General features: G+C 72.1%; 17 protein-coding genes. 7 read left to right on the forward strand and 10 right to left on the reverse strand.

Annotation, left to right across the window (positions count from 1 at the left end; translation table 11 throughout):
• Positions 1–41: 41 nt before the first annotated feature.
• Together ACZ562_RS16955 and ACZ562_RS16960 are read right to left on the reverse strand one after the other, a co-directional pair.
• On the reverse strand, positions 42–1022 hold the full coding sequence (locus tag ACZ562_RS16955) for a zinc-binding dehydrogenase (RefSeq protein ID WP_471179187.1): 981 nt from the start codon (positions 1020–1022) through the stop codon (positions 42–44).
• Positions 1023–1067: 45 nt separating this feature from the next.
• Entirely contained in the window at positions 1068–2228 is a 1161-nt protein-coding gene (locus ACZ562_RS16960; protein WP_471179190.1) for an NAD(P)-binding protein, read from the reverse strand.
• Positions 2229–2357: 129 nt separating this feature from the next.
• Here ACZ562_RS16960 and ACZ562_RS16965 point away from each other — a divergent pair, with 129 nt between their 5' ends.
• Positions 2358–3044: a pentapeptide repeat-containing protein gene (locus ACZ562_RS16965; RefSeq protein WP_471179192.1), complete on the forward strand. Its 687-nt coding sequence runs from the start codon at positions 2358–2360 to the stop codon at positions 3042–3044.
• A gap of 26 nt (positions 3045–3070) precedes the next feature.
• Here ACZ562_RS16965 and ACZ562_RS16970 read toward each other — a convergent pair whose 3' ends face one another.
• Positions 3071–3571: a hypothetical protein gene (locus ACZ562_RS16970; protein ID WP_471179625.1), complete on the reverse strand. Its 501-nt coding sequence runs from the start codon at positions 3569–3571 to the stop codon at positions 3071–3073.
• A gap of 265 nt (positions 3572–3836) precedes the next feature.
• On the opposite strand from ACZ562_RS16970, the gene ACZ562_RS16975 reads away from it, so the two are divergent.
• Positions 3837–5267: a M1 family metallopeptidase gene (locus ACZ562_RS16975; RefSeq protein ID WP_471179195.1), complete on the forward strand. Its 1431-nt coding sequence runs from the start codon at positions 3837–3839 to the stop codon at positions 5265–5267.
• 228 nt (positions 5268–5495) lie between these two features.
• On the opposite strand, the gene ACZ562_RS16980 is transcribed toward ACZ562_RS16975, so the two are convergent.
• Together ACZ562_RS16980 and ACZ562_RS16985 are read right to left on the reverse strand one after the other, a co-directional pair.
• On the reverse strand, positions 5496–6497 hold the full coding sequence (locus ACZ562_RS16980) for a bifunctional GNAT family N-acetyltransferase/NUDIX hydrolase (protein WP_471179197.1): 1002 nt from the start codon (positions 6495–6497) through the stop codon (positions 5496–5498).
• An 82-nt stretch (positions 6498–6579) separates the two neighbouring features.
• Positions 6580–7155, reverse strand: a complete 576-nt coding sequence (locus tag ACZ562_RS16985) for a TerD family protein (protein ID WP_471179200.1) — start codon at positions 7153–7155, stop codon at positions 6580–6582.
• A gap of 172 nt (positions 7156–7327) precedes the next feature.
• On the opposite strand from ACZ562_RS16985, the gene arfB reads away from it, so the two are divergent.
• Entirely contained in the window at positions 7328–7765 is a 438-nt protein-coding gene (arfB, locus tag ACZ562_RS16990; protein WP_471179202.1) for an alternative ribosome rescue aminoacyl-tRNA hydrolase ArfB, read from the forward strand.
• Between the two features lie 65 nt (positions 7766–7830).
• On the opposite strand, the gene ACZ562_RS16995 is transcribed toward arfB, so the two are convergent.
• Both ACZ562_RS16995 and ACZ562_RS17000 read right to left on the reverse strand, forming a co-directional pair.
• Positions 7831–8436, reverse strand: coding sequence for a hypothetical protein (locus ACZ562_RS16995; RefSeq protein ID WP_471179628.1), 606 nt, complete (start codon positions 8434–8436; stop codon positions 7831–7833).
• 6 nt (positions 8437–8442) lie between these two features.
• Entirely contained in the window at positions 8443–9027 is a 585-nt protein-coding gene (locus tag ACZ562_RS17000; protein ID WP_471179205.1) for a flavin reductase family protein, read from the reverse strand.
• Positions 9028–9386: 359 nt separating this feature from the next.
• Here ACZ562_RS17000 and cdgB point away from each other — a divergent pair, with 359 nt between their 5' ends.
• Both cdgB and ACZ562_RS17010 read left to right on the forward strand, forming a co-directional pair.
• The gene (gene cdgB, locus ACZ562_RS17005) at positions 9387–11039 is read left to right on the forward strand and encodes a diguanylate cyclase CdgB (RefSeq protein ID WP_471179207.1); all 1653 of its coding nucleotides are present in this window, start codon (positions 9387–9389) and stop codon (positions 11037–11039) included.
• Between the two features lie 122 nt (positions 11040–11161).
• Positions 11162–12115 carry a CBM35 domain-containing protein gene (locus ACZ562_RS17010; RefSeq protein ID WP_471179209.1) on the forward strand — a complete coding sequence of 318 codons (954 nt, stop codon included), beginning with the start codon at positions 11162–11164 and terminating at the stop codon, positions 12113–12115.
• A 221-nt stretch (positions 12116–12336) separates the two neighbouring features.
• Here the strand turns inward: ACZ562_RS17010 and ACZ562_RS17015 are convergent, their stop codons facing one another.
• The 3 genes from ACZ562_RS17015 to ACZ562_RS17025 all read right to left on the reverse strand — a co-directional run bounded on the left by ACZ562_RS17015 (position 12337) and on the right by ACZ562_RS17025 (position 15542).
• Complete coding sequence (locus tag ACZ562_RS17015; RefSeq protein WP_471179211.1) at positions 12337–13266, reverse strand: 1-phosphofructokinase family hexose kinase; 930 nt, start codon at positions 13264–13266, stop codon at positions 12337–12339.
• Positions 13267–13383: 117 nt separating this feature from the next.
• A complete protein-coding gene (nagA, locus tag ACZ562_RS17020) occupies positions 13384–14598 on the reverse strand; it encodes an N-acetylglucosamine-6-phosphate deacetylase (protein WP_471179213.1) in 1215 nt (404 codons plus the stop codon).
• Positions 14598–15542 (reverse strand): ROK family protein, encoded by a 945-nt coding sequence (locus ACZ562_RS17025; protein ID WP_471179215.1) that lies wholly within the window; start codon positions 15540–15542, stop codon positions 14598–14600. The genes nagA and ACZ562_RS17025 overlap by 1 nt, the downstream gene beginning before the upstream one ends.
• A gap of 107 nt (positions 15543–15649) precedes the next feature.
• On the opposite strand from ACZ562_RS17025, the gene ACZ562_RS17030 reads away from it, so the two are divergent.
• Positions 15650–16924 carry an ABC transporter substrate-binding protein gene (locus tag ACZ562_RS17030; protein WP_471179217.1) on the forward strand — a complete coding sequence of 425 codons (1275 nt, stop codon included), beginning with the start codon at positions 15650–15652 and terminating at the stop codon, positions 16922–16924.
• Positions 16925–16964: 40 nt separating this feature from the next.
• A complete protein-coding gene (locus tag ACZ562_RS17035; protein ID WP_471179220.1) occupies positions 16965–17198 on the forward strand; it encodes a DUF3263 domain-containing protein in 234 nt (77 codons plus the stop codon).
• The last annotated feature ends 3 nt before the right edge of the window (positions 17199–17201 follow it).

Below are 17201 nucleotides of genomic sequence, written 5' to 3' on the forward strand. Positions count from 1 at the left end.
CGGATCGGGATGCCCCGCATCCCCTGCCGCCCTGTGCCTGGTCATGGCTCCAGTACCACCTTTCCGGTCGTTCCGCGTGTTTCGAGCGCTCGGTGCGCGGCCGCCGCCTCGGCGAGCGGGAAGCGCTGCACGGCCGGTGTCAGCCGGCCCGCGGCAGCCTCGGAGAGGGCGCGCAGCTCGAGGGTGCGTAGCGGGTTGGGCCCGCCGGTCTTCCGCAGCATCACCGGGCCGAGGACGGACTCCGACACGCCCTCGACGAAGTAGCCGCTGCCGGCCCGGATCCCCTCGGCCGACCAGCCGAAGACGATGTGCCTGCCGTCGGGTCCCAGCAGCGCGACGGCCTCGCGGGCCACGGCGCCGCCGACGCCGTCGAAGACGACGGTGGCGGGCCGCCCGCCGAGGTGCGCGCGGACCTTGTCCGGCCAGGCGGGGTCCTTGTAGTCGACGGCGAGGTCGGCGCCGCCCGCTTCGACGCGGGCCGTCTTCTCCGGTCCGCCCGCCAGGCCGACGACCGTGGCGCCGGCGTTCTTGGCGTACTGCACGAGCAGCGTGCCGATGCCGCCGGCCGCCGCCGGGATCACGGCGACCGAGCCGGGGCCGAGATCGGCGAACTGCACGATCCCCATCGCCGTACGGCCCGTGCCGATCATGGCGACGGCCTGTCCGGCGTCGAGGTTCCGCGGTGTCTCGTGGACGCGGTCGACGTCGGTGACGGCCAGCTCGGCGTAGCCGCCCGGGGCCAGGCCGAGGTGTGCCACCACCCTTTTGCCGAGCCACAGCCCGGCCACGCCCTCGCCGAGCGACTCGACCGTGCCGGCGACCTCACGGCCCGGGACGGTGGGCAGGGCCGGCGGCTCGGGCAGCGGGCCCTGCTCGCCCTCGCGCAGGGCCGTGTCCAGGAGATGTACGCCCGCGGCCTCGACGGCGATACGGACCTGGCCCGGGCCCGGGAGGGGAGCCTCGACCTCCTCGTAGGTCAGGTTCTCGGCCGGGCCGAAGGCGTGCAGGCGGATGGCGTGCATGGCGGGCTCCCTTGGTGACGTCCGGTAGGGGCCCACTCTTCAACCTCAAGCGTGCTTGAGGTCAAGGGAGTGGCGGCCCAGCGCCAGCGACACCGCGGTGAGGGCGCTGTTGAAGGAGACCTCGGACAGCACACCCGGGGCGGCGACCTGGTCGCCCGCGAGGTAGACGCCGTCGCCGCGGTCGACGGCGGGCCGGTCGCGCCAGCTGGTGCCGGGCAGGTCGACGGCGCCGGTCCGGCCGTTCGCGACGGCCTCGCGCCGCCAGGTGACGCGGGAGCGCCAGCCGTCGAAGGCGAGGTCGAGGAGCTCTTCGGCGCGGGCGGTCCCGTCGGCCTTCGACTCGTGCGGGGCGATGGGGATCTGCCCCTGGACGAGCTGCTCGCCGGCGGGGGCGAGGGTGCGGTCCTGTGCCGTGAACCGCTCGATCCAGCCGGGAGAGTCGAGATCGGAGACGGCGAACGCGTCACCGCGCCGGGTGCGCACGGCCAGGTCGACGAGGACCGTACGGCCGCTGGTCCAGGTCAGCGAGTCGTCCTTGAGGAGGCGGCGGGCGGCGTCGAGGGAGGTGGCGACGACGACGGGGGCGTCGGCCGGGAGCGTGTCGACGCGGGAGAGGGTCTCGATCCGCACGCCCAGATTCCATGCCCTGGCGGCCATCCGGTCGATGACGGTGCCCCAGCCGCCGCGCGGGTAGTGGGCCTCGGGCGGGAGCCTGGTGGCGCGGCGCAGACGCTCCTGGACGAACGCGGCGGACAGCGCGCCCGGGTCGTGGTGGAAGAGGGCGACGGCGGAGTAGTGGGCGGCGGCGCGGGCGCCTTCCCCTCCCGCCTGCTGGGTGGCCCAGGTCAGGAAGTCGACGTCTTCGGGCGCCTGGCGGGCGCTGCGGCGCAGCAGCTTGAGCATCGCGAAGGGCGGGGTGCGGCGCAGTACGCCCTGGTGGCGCAGATGCAGCCGGGCCGCTTCCAGGGGCGGGACGGGGGCGAGCGGTCCGAGGAGGTCGCGCTGCCGGAGCCAGGCCCAGTGCGGGCCGCCGTTGTAGAGGGCGTGCGGTCCCTCGTTCGTCCGGTACGGGCCCTCGGCGGTCCGTGCGCGCCCGCCGAGGGTGTGGTGGGCTTCGAACACGGTGACCTTGGCGCCCGCCTCGGCGGCGGTGACGGCCGCGGTGAGTCCGGTGAGGCCGCCGCCGATGACGGTGATGCGGTGCATGGCTGGGGATCTCCCTCGCGTTGGGGTCGCCTTTCGGTGAGTACGACTGGTCGAGGGGCCCGGAATGTGACATGGGGCGGGTTTTCGCAGGTCAGGTGGATTGTCAGTGGCGGGGTGCAGGATGGGCGCATGGCGAGGAGAGCGACGGGTGGGACCGACGGAGCCGGTGTGAAGGGCGCGCGGCGGCCGGAGCTGCGGCTGCCGCCACTGGAGCCGTACGGCGGAGGGGAGTTGGAGCCCGACGGGGACTATGACGGGCTGGAGTTCCGGGAGGCGGATCTCGCCGGGCAGAACGGCGGGGGCGCCCGGTTCATGGACTGCGCGCTGACGGAGTGCGCGCTGGACGAGACGTCGCTGCACCACGCACGGCTGCTCGACTCGGTCCTCACCGGCATACGGGGTGTCGGCACCGACCTTGCCGAGGCGACCCTGCGCGACGTCGAACTGGTCGACGCACGCCTCGGCGGGGTGCAGCTGCACGGCGCCGTGCTGGAACGGGTGTGGATCCGCGGCGGCAAGATCGACTACCTGAACCTGCGCGCGGCCCGTCTCAGAGACGTCGTGTTCGAGAACTGCGTCCTGGTCGAGCCGGACTTCGGGGGCGCCCGTCTGGAGCGCGTCGAGTTCGTCGACTGCGCACTCACGGGCGCGGACCTGGGCGGCGCGACCCTGACGGACGTCGACCTGCGCGGAGCCGCTTCGCTGGAGATCACCAGGGGTGTGGACCGGCTGGCGGGAGCGGTGATCAGTACCGGGCAACTGCTGGATCTGGCACCGGTCCTGGCGGCGGAGATGGGGATTCGGGTGGAGGCGTAGGAGGGGGAGGCCCGCGCGGGCTCAGCTCACCTCACCCGGGGAAACCGGGCCTGCAGTGTCCATATCGCCGGGTTCTCGCCCAGGTCGTCGTGCAGGTCGGTCAGGTCGGCCAGCAGGTCGTGCAGGAAGTCGCGGGCCTCGCGGCGGAGTTCGGTGTGGGAGAAGGTCAGGGGTGGTTCCTCGGCCGGCATCCAGTCGGCCTCGATGTCCACCCAGCCGAAGCGGCGCTCGAAGAGCATGCGGTCGGTGGACTCGGTGAAGTCGAGTTCCGCGTGCTGGGGGCGGGCGGCGCGGGAGCCCGCCGGGTCGCGGTCCAGGCGTTCCACGATGTCGCACAGGGCCCACGCGAAGTCGAGCACCGGTACCCATCCCCAGGCTGTGGACAGTTCCCGGTCCGCCTTGGTGTCGGCGAGGTAGACGTCACCGCAGAACAGGTCGTGCCGCAGCGCGTGGACGTCCGCGCGACGGTAGTCCGTCTGCGGAGGGTCCGGGAAGCGGGTGGAGAGGGCGTAGCCGATGTCGAGCACGTGGGTGATGGTGTCACGCCCGCCCGGCGCCGCGTCGGCCAAGGTTCGCCCCGTCGCGACGCCCGGCACGTTCCCCCACTGCCCCAAGGGCGTGGGAGGTGCCCCCACTCGCCGCACCGGCCGAAAGCCCGAGTACGTCCAGCCCGAGTACGTCCAGCCCGAGTACGTCCGGTACGAGGACCTCCGGCCGGCACGCCGAGAGCACGCCCCGGACGCTGCTGCTTGGCGGGCAAGCCTCGGCTGACGCGGCACTAGGATCACTGATGTGTCCCGATCCGCGCCAGTTGTCCCAGCCTCGGCCGCCTCCGCCGCGTCGCTGCTCCTGGCGCTCGCCCTGACCGCGTGCGGCGGGGCCGCCGGAGCGAGCGGCACCCCGGGCGGCTCCGGCGTGCGCGACCCGTACTTCCCGAAGGCGGGCAACGGCGGCTACGACGTCACGCACTACGACCTGAAACTCGCCTACGCCCCCGGCCGGAACCACCTCACCGGCACTGCGGCGCTCACCGCCCGCGCCACCCGGGACCTCACCGCCTTCGACCTCGACCTCGAAGGCCTGGACGTCGAGCAGGTCACCGTCGAGGGCAGACGGGCCCGGTGGAACCGCAGCGGGCAGGAGCTGACCGTCCGCCCGCACGGCAACCTCGGCGAGGACGAGACGTTCCGCGTCACCGTCCGCTACTCCGGCACCCCCGGGACGATCACCGACCCGGACGGTTCCCGGGAGGGCTGGCTGCGCACGGAGGACGGCGCGCTGGCCCTCGGCGAGCCCACCGGATCCATGACCTGGTTCCCCGGCAACCACCACCCCTCCGACAAGGCGTCGTACGACATCGCCGTCACCGTGCCCGAGGGTCTGCAGGCCGTGTCCAACGGGGAGCCGACCGGACAGTCGGCCTCCCGCGGCCGTACGACCTTCACCTGGCACACCGCCGAGCCCATGGCGAGCTACGCCGCCACGGTCGCCGTCGGCAGGTTCGAGATCAGCCGGGCCGGCACGGGCGACGGGGGCCTGCCCGTGTACGTCGCGGTGGACCCGGCCCTGGCGAAGGAGAGCCGGGGCGTGCTCGCCAGGATCCCCGAGGTCATGGAGTGGGCGGAGGACAACTTCGGCCCGTACCCCTTCAGCTCCACCGGCGCGATCGTCGACCGGGCGGACGGCCTCGGCTACGCCCTGGAGACCCAGAACCGGCCGGTCTTCCCGGGCACCCCCGACACCGGGACCCTCGTCCACGAACTCGCCCACCAGTGGTACGGCGACTCGGTCACACCGAAGACCTGGCGGGACATGTGGCTGAACGAGGGCTTCGCCACGTACGCGGAATGGCTGTGGCAGGAGGACCACGGCGGCGACACGGCCGACGAGATCTTCAAGTCCCTCTACAAGGGCGACCATTACGACGACGCCGAGGCGAACGAGGCCCTCTGGGCCTTCCCGCCCGCCAGGCCGGCCGGCGCAGCGCACATCTCCGACAGCTCCGTCTACGACCGCGGCGCGATGGTGCTCCACAAGATCCGGCAGACGGTCGGCGATGACACCTTCTACGACATCCTCCAGGGCTGGGCCGCCGCCCACCGCCACGGCAACGCGTCCACCGCCGACTTCACCGCGTACGTGGAGAAGAAGGTGCCGGACAAGGAATTCGGCCGGATCTGGAAGGACTGGCTGTACGGGGCCGGAAAGCCGGCGAGTGGGTGAGCCACAGGCGTGAGCCGCCGTGTACGCGTCACGGACGCCGTTCGAGATCGTCCCGCAGCGCGTCGCGGGCCACGCCGCGAGCGTGCGTGCCGGGCGGCGGGCGCCCGGCCGGGGATGTGACACAGGCTCTGGCGCGCCCGGTCCGCCGAATCCGGCGACGGCGCGTACGGCCGGCGAGCTGGGTCGCACCGACAGCGACCGCCGCACCGGCGCCCGTACCGGCCAGGGTCATCCACTCCACGTCGGGCCGTTCCGGTCCGACTCGTCCAGCAGTCGGGCCAGTTCCGGCGGCCACACCGGTTCCGGTTCCTCGGCGAGTTCCTCCCGGGTCCACCAGCGCCAGGTGAGGATGCCGTCCTCGGCGTGCACGGCGGCCAGGTTCGGGCCGGTGGGTTCGCGGCGGGGGCCGCGGGTGACGTAGATGTACTCGTGCTGCCGGACGGGGATGCCGATGGGGGTCCCCCCGCTCGCGCGAAGCCGAGAGTGGGGGAGGGTGAAGTCGTGCTCCCACGTGCACAGCAGGGGGCCCGGGGACAGGTCCGTCCAGCCGGTCTCCTCGCGCAGTTCGCGCAGGGCGCCCTCGCGCGGGCCCTCGTTCTCTTCGAGGCCGCCGCCGGGCAAGGCCCAGTGCACGCCGGCCTCGGCGTTGTCGTAGCGGAAGAGGAAGACCGAGCCGTCGGGGTCGACCACGGCGACACGGGCCGCGCGCCGCGGGGTGCGCAGCCCCTTGCGCAGGACCGTGCAGGGGCGGCCGAGGCGGCGGTCCGGGCGGCGTGCGACCACCTCGTAGCCGAGGGCGGTCCAGAAGGCGAGGCCCTTGCGGTTGGTGTCGAGGACGGCGAGGCGTACGGCTGTGCGGCCCGCCGCACGGAAGCGGTCCTCCACAAGGGATGCCAACTGCGTTCCGTAGCCCTGGCGTTGGACCTCCGCGTCCACCAACAGCAGGCCGATCCACGGGTCCGGGTCCGCCGGGTCGGGGTGGTGCGCGAGGGTGATCGCGGTCCCGACCAGCCGTCCTCCACTGCGGGCGAGCAGCACCTCAGCGTCCGGGTGGGACAGCTCGTCGGCCAGCGCGGCCGCCACCTGCTCCGGGCGGATGTCGTCCGGGTCGGGGAAGTCGCCGCTGAGGGCGTGGAACTCGCGGTGGGAGGCGTAGAGCGCGGTGAGTTCGGTGAGCAGGGCGGCCGGGATGTCGTGGTCGGGGGTGAGGCGCAGCGTCTCGATGATCACGCGGGGCAACCTATCGCGGGGCACGGCGAAGCCCCCGGCCCTCTGGTGGCTGGGGGCTTCGCCGAGGTGCCGGGCTGGTCCGTCAGACGTTGACGCCGAAGTCCTGGGCGATGCCCACCAGGCCCGAGGCGTAGCCCTGGCCGACCGCGCGGAACTTCCACTCGGCGCCGTTGCGGTACAGCTCGCCGAAGACCATCGCCGTCTCCGTGGCCGCGTCCTCCGACAGGTCGTAGCGGGCGATCTCCGCGCCGCCGGCCTGGTTGAGGATGCGGATGTAGGCGTTGCGGACCTGGCCGAAGTTCTGCGAGCGGTTCTCGGCGTCGTAGATGGAGACCGGGAAGACGATCTTGTCGATGTCGGCCGGGAGGGCCGCCAGGTTGACGTTGATCGCCTCGTCGTCGCCCGCGCCCTCACCGGTGCGGTTGTCACCGGTGTGGACGATCGTGTTGTCCGGGGTCTGCTTGTTGTTGAAGAAGACGAAGTGGGCGTCGGAGTAGACCTTGCCCTGTCCGTTGACCGCGATCGCGGACGCGTCGAGGTCGAAGTCCGTGCCGGTGGTGGTGCGGACGTCCCAGCCGAGACCCACGGTGACGGCGGTCAGGCCCGGAGCCTCCTTGGTGAGCGAGACGTTGCCACCCTTGGACAGGCTTACAGCCATTGTTGGGAGTCCCTTCCTTCGTTTACGTACGGCAAGAAGCTACAGCTACCCCTATGAACGCCGAGAGGGGTATGTGAGGTTCCAGGTGTCTTTACTTTCTTTACCCGGACGCACCCGTACGGCGGTGCGGCCGGGAAAAACCGGGTGACGTGAACCGGACAGTGCCGCGAACATGGACGTCATGTCCGGTCCCTACATCGTCCGCGGCTCCGTCTCGCTCCCCGAGGCCGAGCTCATGTGGCGTTTCTCGCGGTCGTCCGGGCCCGGCGGGCAGCACGTCAACACCAGCGACTCGCAGGTGGAACTGCGCTTCGACCTCGCGAAGACCGACGCGCTGCCCGAGGTGTGGAAGCAGCGGGCGCTGGAGCGGCTCGCCGGGCGTCTGGCCGACGGGGTCGTCACCGTCCGCGCCTCCGAGCACCGCTCCCAGTGGCGCAACCGTGAGACCGCCGCCGTGCGCCTGGCCGCCCTGCTCGCCGAGGCGACCGCCCCGCCGCCCAAGCCGCGCAAGCCGACGCGGATCCCCCGCGGCATCAACGAGCGCCGGCTGCGGGAGAAGAAGCAGCGCTCGGACACCAAGCGGGGACGGTCCGGGCGGGACTGGGGATAACCCGTTTCATCGTCTTCTGTCACGTCCAGGGCTCGTCTTCTGTCACACCCCCGGCGCGGGAGCCGTCAGGCGGTCGCCGACCGGCCGCGACGACGGGTGACGGCCGAGGCTGCCGCGGGAGCCGCGCCGAGGAGCCCCTGGGCGCCAAGCCACCCGCGCCGTCCGCGGCCGCCGGCCCCGAGCTGGACGCGCTGCCCGCCGACTCGGTGGGCGTCGCGCTGCTGGTCGCCCTGGAGACGCTGAGCCCCGCGGAGCGGCCGGCGGTGCTGCACGACCTGTTCGCCGTGCCGTACGAGGAGATCGCGACGACCCTCGGGCGGGTCGCCGGAGGCAGCGCGGCCGCCGGCCGGCCGGGCCCGGCACCGGAAGCGGGGCACCGAGGCGCGGGATGCCGGGCCGGGCCGGCAGCGGGCGGTCGTCGACGCCTTCGTGGCCGCCGCGCGGGCCATGAGGAAGCCGACGGGCCGTTCGCCGTCGACGATCAGACGGGGCCGGGCGACGTACGCCTCGGCGAGAGACGTCACGACCGGCTCGACCGCGTGTTCCTGGTCGGGGCGGATCCTGATGCCGACGGCCGTTTCCAGATTTGCGGGGGTGATTACTTCGAGGCGGGGGTCGGTTTCGTCACGCCGGCAACACCAGGCGGACGGATCACCGGTGGGCCACGGAATTCCCGGTCACCCCAACTGCCGGTAACGGCCCCGGAAATACGTCAGCGGCCCGCCGTCCGCGCTCGGCACCCGAGCCGTCATCACGCGGCCGATCACCAGCGTGTGGTCACCGGCCGGGACCCGCTGTTCCGTGTGGCACTCCAGGGTGGCCAGGGCCCCGCCCACCAGAGGAGCGCCGGACACCTCGCCCCGTACGTAGGGGATGTCCTCGAACAGCAGCCGGTCGCTGATGCGGCCCTTCATCGCGAAGCGGCCGGCGATGTGCCGCTGGCCGTCGGAGAGGACGGAGACGGCCCACACGGGCTGCTCGTCGAGCAGGTCGTCCATGCGGGAGCCCTCACGCAGGCTGACCAGCACCAAAGGCGGGTCGAGGGAGACCGACATGAACGCCGTGGCCGTCATGCCGACGTCCTCTCCGCCCGGAGCCCCGGGGTCGTCGGGGTCGAGCGGCGGCTCGTGCGCGGTCACCAGGACCACCCCCGCGGCCAGCCGGGACATGGCGGCGCGGAACTCGTCGTTGCTCACCCCCTCAGCATGCCCGGCGGCGGCGGGCGGGGCGGCGGGGAGCGCGGCAGAGGGAGTCTTCAGCACGCCGGAAACGCTAGTGTCCGGGCCGCGCGCGCCGCATCGGGCCTCGGGCCGAGACCGGACCTAGGACCGCCGATGTAGCCTGCGACGCACGTTCTGCGGCCATCTCCCGGCATCTCCTCATCGGCTCCTCACAGTCCAAAATTTGCGTTCAGAAAACGCACAGGAAAAATCGCAGAAACCCCGTTCAATTGTTCATGTTTCGCTGTGACTTGAGTCACAAGGGGCATTAATTGTTGACCCTGTGTACCGAGTGGGCAGCGCGCTGTGATTCAGTGGCGGGGAAGATGCAAGAGCACCACCGATAAGAAGCGCCGAAGAGAACCCTTGATTCGCTGCGAGGTCTCGGGGGGAGGGCGAGCATGGAGACCGAGTCGGAACCCTACGTCCGTCTTGCGTCCCTGCGACAGCTGCACCAGGTCATGGCGGACATGAACACCGCCCGCAGCCTCGCGGACACACTGCAGACAGTCGCGGACGGCGTGATCACCGCCCTCGGGTACGAGCTGGCGTGCGTCAACCTCGTACGCGCGGACGGCGATCTCGTGGTCGCCGCCTTCTCCGGCAACCAGGCCGCCGAGGCCCTCATCACCGGCCGGGTCGGCTCCCGCGAGTCCTGGGAGCGCCGGCTGAGCATGGGTGAGCACTGGGGCGACCTGATCTTCATTCCGCACACCGAGGGCTGGGTCCTCGACGACGACGACGTACCGCAGTGGTACACCGACGGCCCCGCGCCCCGCTTCCAGGACGAGTGGCACCCCTCCGACCGGCTCTTCGCGCCCATGTACACACCCGTCTCGCCGGGCGGCTCCGGCGGCGAGCTGATCGGCGTGCTGTCCGTGGACCGGCCGCGCAACGGCCGCCGGCCGGGCGCATGGGGGCGCGAAGCGCTCCAGATGTACGCGTTCCAGGCCGCCATCGCGATCAGCAACGCACGTCTACGCGCGAATATGCAGCGGGCGCTGCTCAGGCTCGAAAGGGAGCAGCAGGCCCTGCGCGCCAGTGAGGAAAGCTTCAGGCAGGCCTTCGAGTACGCCCCCTCCGGCATGGCCATCGCCGAGATGGGCGGCGAGGAGCACGGCCGGATCCTGCGCACCAACGACGCCCTGTGCCGGCTGCTGGGCCGACCCGCCTCCGCGATGCGCCGCTACTCCTTCTCCGACCTCGTCCACCCCGAGGACATAGGCACGCTTCTGCGGACCTCCGCCGAGGGCGGGCGCGCGGAACTCAGGCTCGGCCGCCGGGACGGCACGTACGTCTGGGTGAGCCTGCGCAACTCCGTCGTCGCGGACGCCGCAGACGGTCCCCGCTTCCTGCTCACCCACGTCGAGGACATCGAGGAGCGCAAGCGCCGCGAGCTGCAGCTCGCCCACCGCGCCTCCCACGACTCGCTCACCGGCCTGCCGAACTCCGCCGAGCTGCGCTCCCGTCTGTCCTCCCGCCTGTGTACGCGCCCCAGTCACCCGGGCGTCCTGGAGACCCTGGACTCCGCCTACGGGCACCCCGTCCACGAGGCGGGCGGCCACGGCTTCGACTTCGGGACGCGTGTCGAGGCGTTCGACGCCTACGACCACCATGTGCACACCGTCGCCCCCGAGGGCGAGCGCGACGACGGCACCAAGGGGCTCGCGGTCCTCTTCTGCGACCTCGACGGCTTCAAGTCGATCAATGACCGGTTCGGGCACAACGCCGGTGACGCGGTCCTCGTCGAGGTCGCCCGGCGGCTGTCGAACCAGGTGCGCGACGGCGACACCGTGGCCCGGCTCGGCGGCGACGAGTTCGTGATCCTCGCCGACGGGCTCGGCAAGGCCGACGCCCAGGATCTCGCCGTACGCCTGCGCAACGAGATCATCCAGCCGATCCGGGCCGAGGGACGGGCCGTGCGGGTGGGGGCCAGCTTCGGCATCGGCTGGGCGCATTGCGGGATGACTGCGGACGAAGTGCTGAAGTCAGCCGACGAACGGATGTACGTAGAGAAACGATCTCGTCCCAAACAACACAGACGCGCCGGATGATCCCCAGGTCAGCGAGCTGATGCGGTCCGAGTCACCCGTTTGGGCCATCCGGAGCGGGTAGGCTCGCCATTCTGACCACACGCATCGCATCCGACCCGCACCTGTTCGAGGAGTACCAAGGGATGACGTCCGGCAACAACGGCGCGAGCTCGCCCGAGGACGACGACCCGTTCGGCTACCTCTACGCCGACGGGCAGGCCAACGGGGCCCAGCCGCCGTCCGGAGGCTACGGCTACCCGAACTCCGTCAACCGGGTGCGCGCGGTCGGCCAGCGGCAGTACGGGCAGACGGCACCGACCGCGCAGTACGGCCAGTCGGCCGTGCCGCAGCAGCAGGGCGCCCCGGGTCAGCCGAACGCCCACTACGCCGCGCCCGAGACCTTCCCGGGCGGCGCCCCGACCACCCAGCAGCCGATGCCCGGCGGCGGAGGCGGCCGCGGCCGCGGCCCCAACACCAAGGGTCTGCTGATCGGCGCGATCGCGGTGGTCGCGGCGGTCGTCATCGGCATCGGCGTGGCGATGATGAACGGCAACTCGGACGACGACGCGGGCGGCGGCAACCAGGCGTCCACCAAGCCGACCACCTCGCAGAGCACGCAGCCGAGCCCGTCGAACAGCAACAGCGCGGCGGCCGAGGAGGACCTGCCGACGATCGACGCGAAGGCCCTGCTGCTCGGCGGCGGCGCCGCCACCGCGTCCGACGTCAAGGGCGCCAAGGCCGACGGCGGCGTCTACGTCACCGGCTTCAACCAGACCGGCGCCTCGGTCACCTGGAACGTCAGCGGGATCCCGAAAGCCGGCAAGTACACCGTGTACGTCGGGTACAGCGTCCCCGGCAAGGACGCCAACGCCACCCTCACGGTCAACGGCACGGCCTCCGACACGGGCGTCGAGCTGAAGAACTGGGCGAACGCCGGCGAGGGCGACTACGAGAAGGGCTGGACGCAGACCTACAACTACGTCCAGCTCAACAAGGGCACGAACACGATCAAGGTCTCGTGCGAGCAGGGCAACCAGTGCGACGCTCTCCTCGACCAGATGTGGATCGTCAAGGGCTGGGTCGACTCCAAGTCCTAGGCCCTGTCGTCAAATTCCCGCCTGCCCCGCGGCACTAGGGCGTGTTTCGAAAGTAGCGTCGTCCGCCCGAAGGGCGGGGCCCGCGGCGTCTGGTGCGGTGCATCGCAAGGCGGAGGGTCGCCCGCGTACTGGGCGTACGCGGGCGATGCCGACAACGCGGCGAGGCGCCGTGCCAGGCGTCGCGGGCCAGACGGGACTTTCGAAACACGCCCTAGGCCGCGTCACGCCGCGCTGACCTCCCCCGTCACGGCGACCCGGCCCAGCAGGTCCTCGTACGCGCTGTGGCTGAACTCGCCCGCCACCGGCGTCAGGACGCTCGCCGTGGACAGGGCGACCGCGCGGGCCAGGCGGTCCGGCCAGGGCAGGCCGTCGGACAGGCCCGACAGGAGGCCCGCGACCGCCGAGTCGCCGGCGCCCGTGGGGTTTCCCTGGACGCGGGCGGGCGGGGTGGCGCGCCAGCGGCCGTCGGGGGTCACCGCCAGGAGGCCCTCGGCGCCCAGTGAGGCCACGACTGCCTGGGCGCCACGGCGTCGGGCGTCCTGGGTGGCGCGCAACGGCTCGTGGGAGCCGGTGAGTTCGGCCAGTTCGTCGGCGTTCGGCTTCACGAAGTCGGGACGGGCGGCCACGCCTCGCCGCAGCGGCTCCCCGCTGGTGTCGAGCAGGACCGGGACTCCGGCGGTCCGTGCGGCCCGTACCAGCCCGGCGTACGCCCCGACCGGCACCCCCGGCGGCAGGCTGCCGCACAGCGCCACCGCGGACACGGACGCGAGCAGATCCTCGTACGCCTCCCGGAAGGCGGCCCACTCCGCCGAAGTGACCGTCGGCCCCGGCTCGTTGAGCTGGGTGGTGTCGCCGGTCCGATGGTCCACGACGGCGACCGTGCGCCGGGTCGCGCCCGCGATCGGGACCAGCGCGTCCACCACCCCCGGCACGGCTGTGAGCTGCTCCTGCACGACGCGCCCGGTGGCGCCGCCCGTGAAGCCGGTGACCGTCACCCCGTGGCCGAGGGCCGCGAGGACCCGGGCCACGTTCAGGCCCTTGCCGCCCGGGCGTTCGGTGACCTGGGAGACCCGGTGGGATGCGTGCGGCCGCAGGGCGGGCACGCGATAGGTGATGTCGAGAGCGGTGTTCAGCGTGACCGTGAGGATCACCTGTGCCGACCTCCCCCGATGTACGCCTGCCGTCTTGTCCGGAGGCCTGATCATGCCAAAGAGACGGCGGTCCGCCCAGTGCGCGGATCGGCCACCGTCCCTGTGGAGCCGGACAGATCAGGCCAGTTGGGGATCGACCACCCACTCGCCCCGGCGCATCACGCCCTTGAGCTCGAACTCCGCGTCCAGGAGCACCAGGTCGGCGTCCTTGCCCGGTTCCAGGGAGCCCACCCTGTCGTACATCCCGAGGAGCTCGGCCGGATGGGCGGACAGGGCGGTCACCGTGTCCTCGACCGACAGCCCGTCGATCGTCACCGCCCGCTTGAAGGCGCGGTCCAGGGTGAGGGTGGAGCCCGCGATCGAACCGCCCTCCACCAGGCGCGCCACACCCTCGCTGACCTCGACCTCCAGCGGGCCGAGCATGTAACGGCCGTCGCCGATGCCGGCCGCGTCCATCGCGTCCGTGATGAACGCGACCCGGCCCGCACCCGCGTGATGGAACGCCAGCTTGAGGGAGGCCGGATGCAGGTGCGTGCCGTCGTTGATGAGCTCGACCGTGACGCGCTCGTCCTCCAGGAGGGCCGCGATCGGGCCGGGGGCGCGGTGGCCGAGGACGGGCATCGCGTTGAAGAGGTGGGTCGCGACGGTCGCGCCCGCGTCGATCGCCGCCACGGTCCGCTCGTACGTCGCGTCCGTGTGCCCGACCGCCGCGATCACGCCGTGCTCCGCGAGCAGCCGTACGGAGTCGATGCCGCCCTGGAGTTCGGGGGCGAGCGTGACCATCTTGGCCCGGCCGCGCGCCGCCTCGATCAGCTTGCGGACCTCCGCCGGGTCCGGGTCGCGCAGCAGTTCCTCGGAGTGCGCGCCCTTGCGGCACGGCGAGATGAACGGGCCCTCGAAGTGGATTCCGGCGAGGTCGCCCTGCTCGGCCAGTTCGGACAGGAGCCCGGCCTGTCTCACCAGGAAGTCCATGTCGTCGGTGACGGTGGAGGCGACCAGGGTGGTGGTGCCGTGCAGCCGGTGCGCGCGGATGGCCGTCAGGGCGTCGTCGGCCGAGCCGGAGAAGGACGCGCCGCCGCCCCCGTGGTTGTGGATGTCGACGAAGCCGGGCACCACCCAGTGGCCCCGGAGGTCGATCACCTGGGCGCCGGGTGGGGCTGAGCCGGCGATTCTCGTGCCGTCGACGACTACCTGGCCGTTGGGGACGGTTCCCGTCGGGAGGACCACCCGGGCGCCGGTGAGGACCTTCGGCCGCGGGCCGTTCGTGGCCGGTCGCGCCCCGCGGCGGAGCCGCGTCTCGTCACAGCCCCGGGCCCGTGGGTCGGTTGCCATCAGGGGGTTACCTCCGTACGGTCCGTGTTGTCCAGGAGATCCCAGGCCATGAGCCCCGCGCCCAGGCATCCAGCCGTGTCGCCCAGCGCCGCGGGGACGATGGACGGCAGCTTCTGGAAGGTGACGCGCTGTTGGACGGCGTCCCGCAGCGGTGTGAACAAGGTTTCCCCCGCCTCGGCCAGTCCGCCACCGATGATGAGCGTGCCGGGGTCCAGCAGGGTGAGCGCGGTGACCAGGCCGTCGGCGAGCGCGTCGACCGCCTCCTGCCACACGCGTAGGGCGTCCGGGTCACCGGACGCGACGGCCTTGGCGCAGTCCTCCGCGTCCGCACCCGGATCCCCGGCAGCCTCGGCCCACGCCTTGCTCACCGCCGCCGCGGACGCGTACCGCTCCAGGCAGCCGCGCTGCCCGCACGGACACGGGGTGCCTCCGGGCCGTACGACGACGTGGCCGATCTCGCCCGCGAAGCCGTGGGCGCCCGCCTCCACCCGGCCGCCGATGCCGATGGCACCCGCGATGCCGGTACCGAGCGGCACGAACAGGAAGCGGTCGGTGCCCCGTCCGGCGCCGATCCGGCCCTCGGCGAGGCCGCCGGTGCGCACGTCGTGGCCGAGGGCGACCGGGATGCCGCCGAGCCGTTCGGCGAGCAGGTCGCGCAGCGGTACGTCCAGCCAGCCCAGGTTGGCCGCGTAGGTGGCGATGCCCCGCTCGGCGTCGACGATGCCGGGGACGGCGACGCCGGCGGCGGCCGCGGGCGCGCCGAAGTGCTCGGCGCCGTACGCGCCGAGCTCGGCGGCGAAGTCCAGGACGGCCCTGACGACCGCGTCGGGTCCGCGCTCGCGCCCGGTGGCGCGGCGGGCCTGGTGCAGCAGCTCGCCGCCGGGCCCCGCCAGGGCGGCCTTCATCCCGGTGCCGCCCACATCGAGGGCGATGACATGTCTCACGGGAGACAGTGTGACCCTTTTACCCGCAAGAGGTCTAGTCCACTAGGTGGTGTAGACCTTATGGTTCGGCCTGTCGAAGGATTCCGGCAGGGTTGGGGGCGAGCGAAGTGCAGCGTCGCAGCAAAGGAACGGTCGCGGCGGTGGCCGCCCTCGGCATCACGGCGGTCCTCGGCGGATGCGGGCTCGCCGGCGGCATCGGCGGCTCCGGCGAGGTCACCCTCAGGCTGGTCGCCGCCGACTACGGCGACACCGCGGCGAACAGCTCCGAGAGGTACTGGGACGCACTCGTCGAGGAGTACGAGGCCGAGCATCCCGATGTGAAGATCGACGTCACCGTCCACTCCTGGAACGACGTCGACCGCAAGGTCAAGGAGATGGTCGACGCCGGGCACGCCCCCGACCTGGCGCAGATAGGAGCGTACGCCGACTACGCGGCGAAGGGCCTGCTCTACTCCGCCGACGACCTGCTCTCCATCACCACACAGGCCGACTTCGTCCACCAGCTCGCCGGCGCGGGCGAGGTGAAGAACGTGCAGTACGGCATGCCGTTCGCGTCCTCCACGCGCCTGCTCTTCTACAACAAGGCCCTCTTCGCCGAGGCCGGGCTCACCCCGCCGAAGACCTGGGAGGACCTCGCCGCAGCCGCCGGGACGCTCAAGGCGCAGGGCGTGAAGTACCCGTACGCACTGCCGCTCGGCCCGGAGGAGGCGCAGGCCGAGACGATGCAGTGGCTGCTCAGCGGCGGGGGCGGCTACACCGACCAGCTCGGTACGTACGAGATCGACTCCACCCGGAACGTCGACACCTTCACCTGGCTCAAGAACGACCTGGTCGGCAAGGGGCTGACCGGACCGGTCGAGCCCGGCAGGCTCGACCGGGCCGCCGCGTTCGCCGCGTTCGCGGACGGGGACGTCGGGATGCTCAACGGCCACCCCTCCCTGATGAAGATCGCCGCCAAGAAGGGCGTGCGGGTCGGCATGGTGCCGATGCCCGGCGTGGACGGACAGAGCAAGGTGGCCATGGGCGTCGCCGACTGGATGATGGCCTTCAGGAAGAACGGTCACGCCAAGCAGTCCGGGGACTTCCTGGACTTCGTGTACGCCGAGAAGAACGTGCTCGCCTTCTCCCGCGAGTACGACCTGCTGCCGGTCACCAACTCGGCCTCGGAAGTCATGAGCACGGCGAAACAGGACGGGGACCTCAGGCCGTTCCTGAAGGAACTCCCGCTCTCCGAGCTCTACCCGGTCGGCAAGACCTCCTGGGCCGACGTCAGCGCGGACGTCAAGCAGGAGATAGGCGGGGCCGTCGCTCCGGGCGGCAGCCCCTCGTCCGTCCTGAGCCGGCTCCAGGCGACGGCGTCCTCGGCCCAGAGCGCGGAGTAGGCGTACCGCGCTGTCGGTGGCGGGGACTACGGTGCGGGACATGGACCAGGCACAGCTCGGCCGCAGGGAACAGGACATCCTCGCGCTGGAACGCCGCGGCTTTCCGGGCCCCGGCGCGAAGGAACGAGCGATACGGGAAGAACTGGGCCTGGCCCCGGTCCGCTACTACCAGCTGCTCAACGCGCTGCTGGACGACCCTCGGGCCCTGGCACACGATCCGGTGACGGTGAACAGGCTGAGACGGGTACGGGAGGCGCGTCGGTCCGAACGGTGAGGC

The organism is Streptomyces sp. NPDC040410 (genome assembly GCF_055595715.1).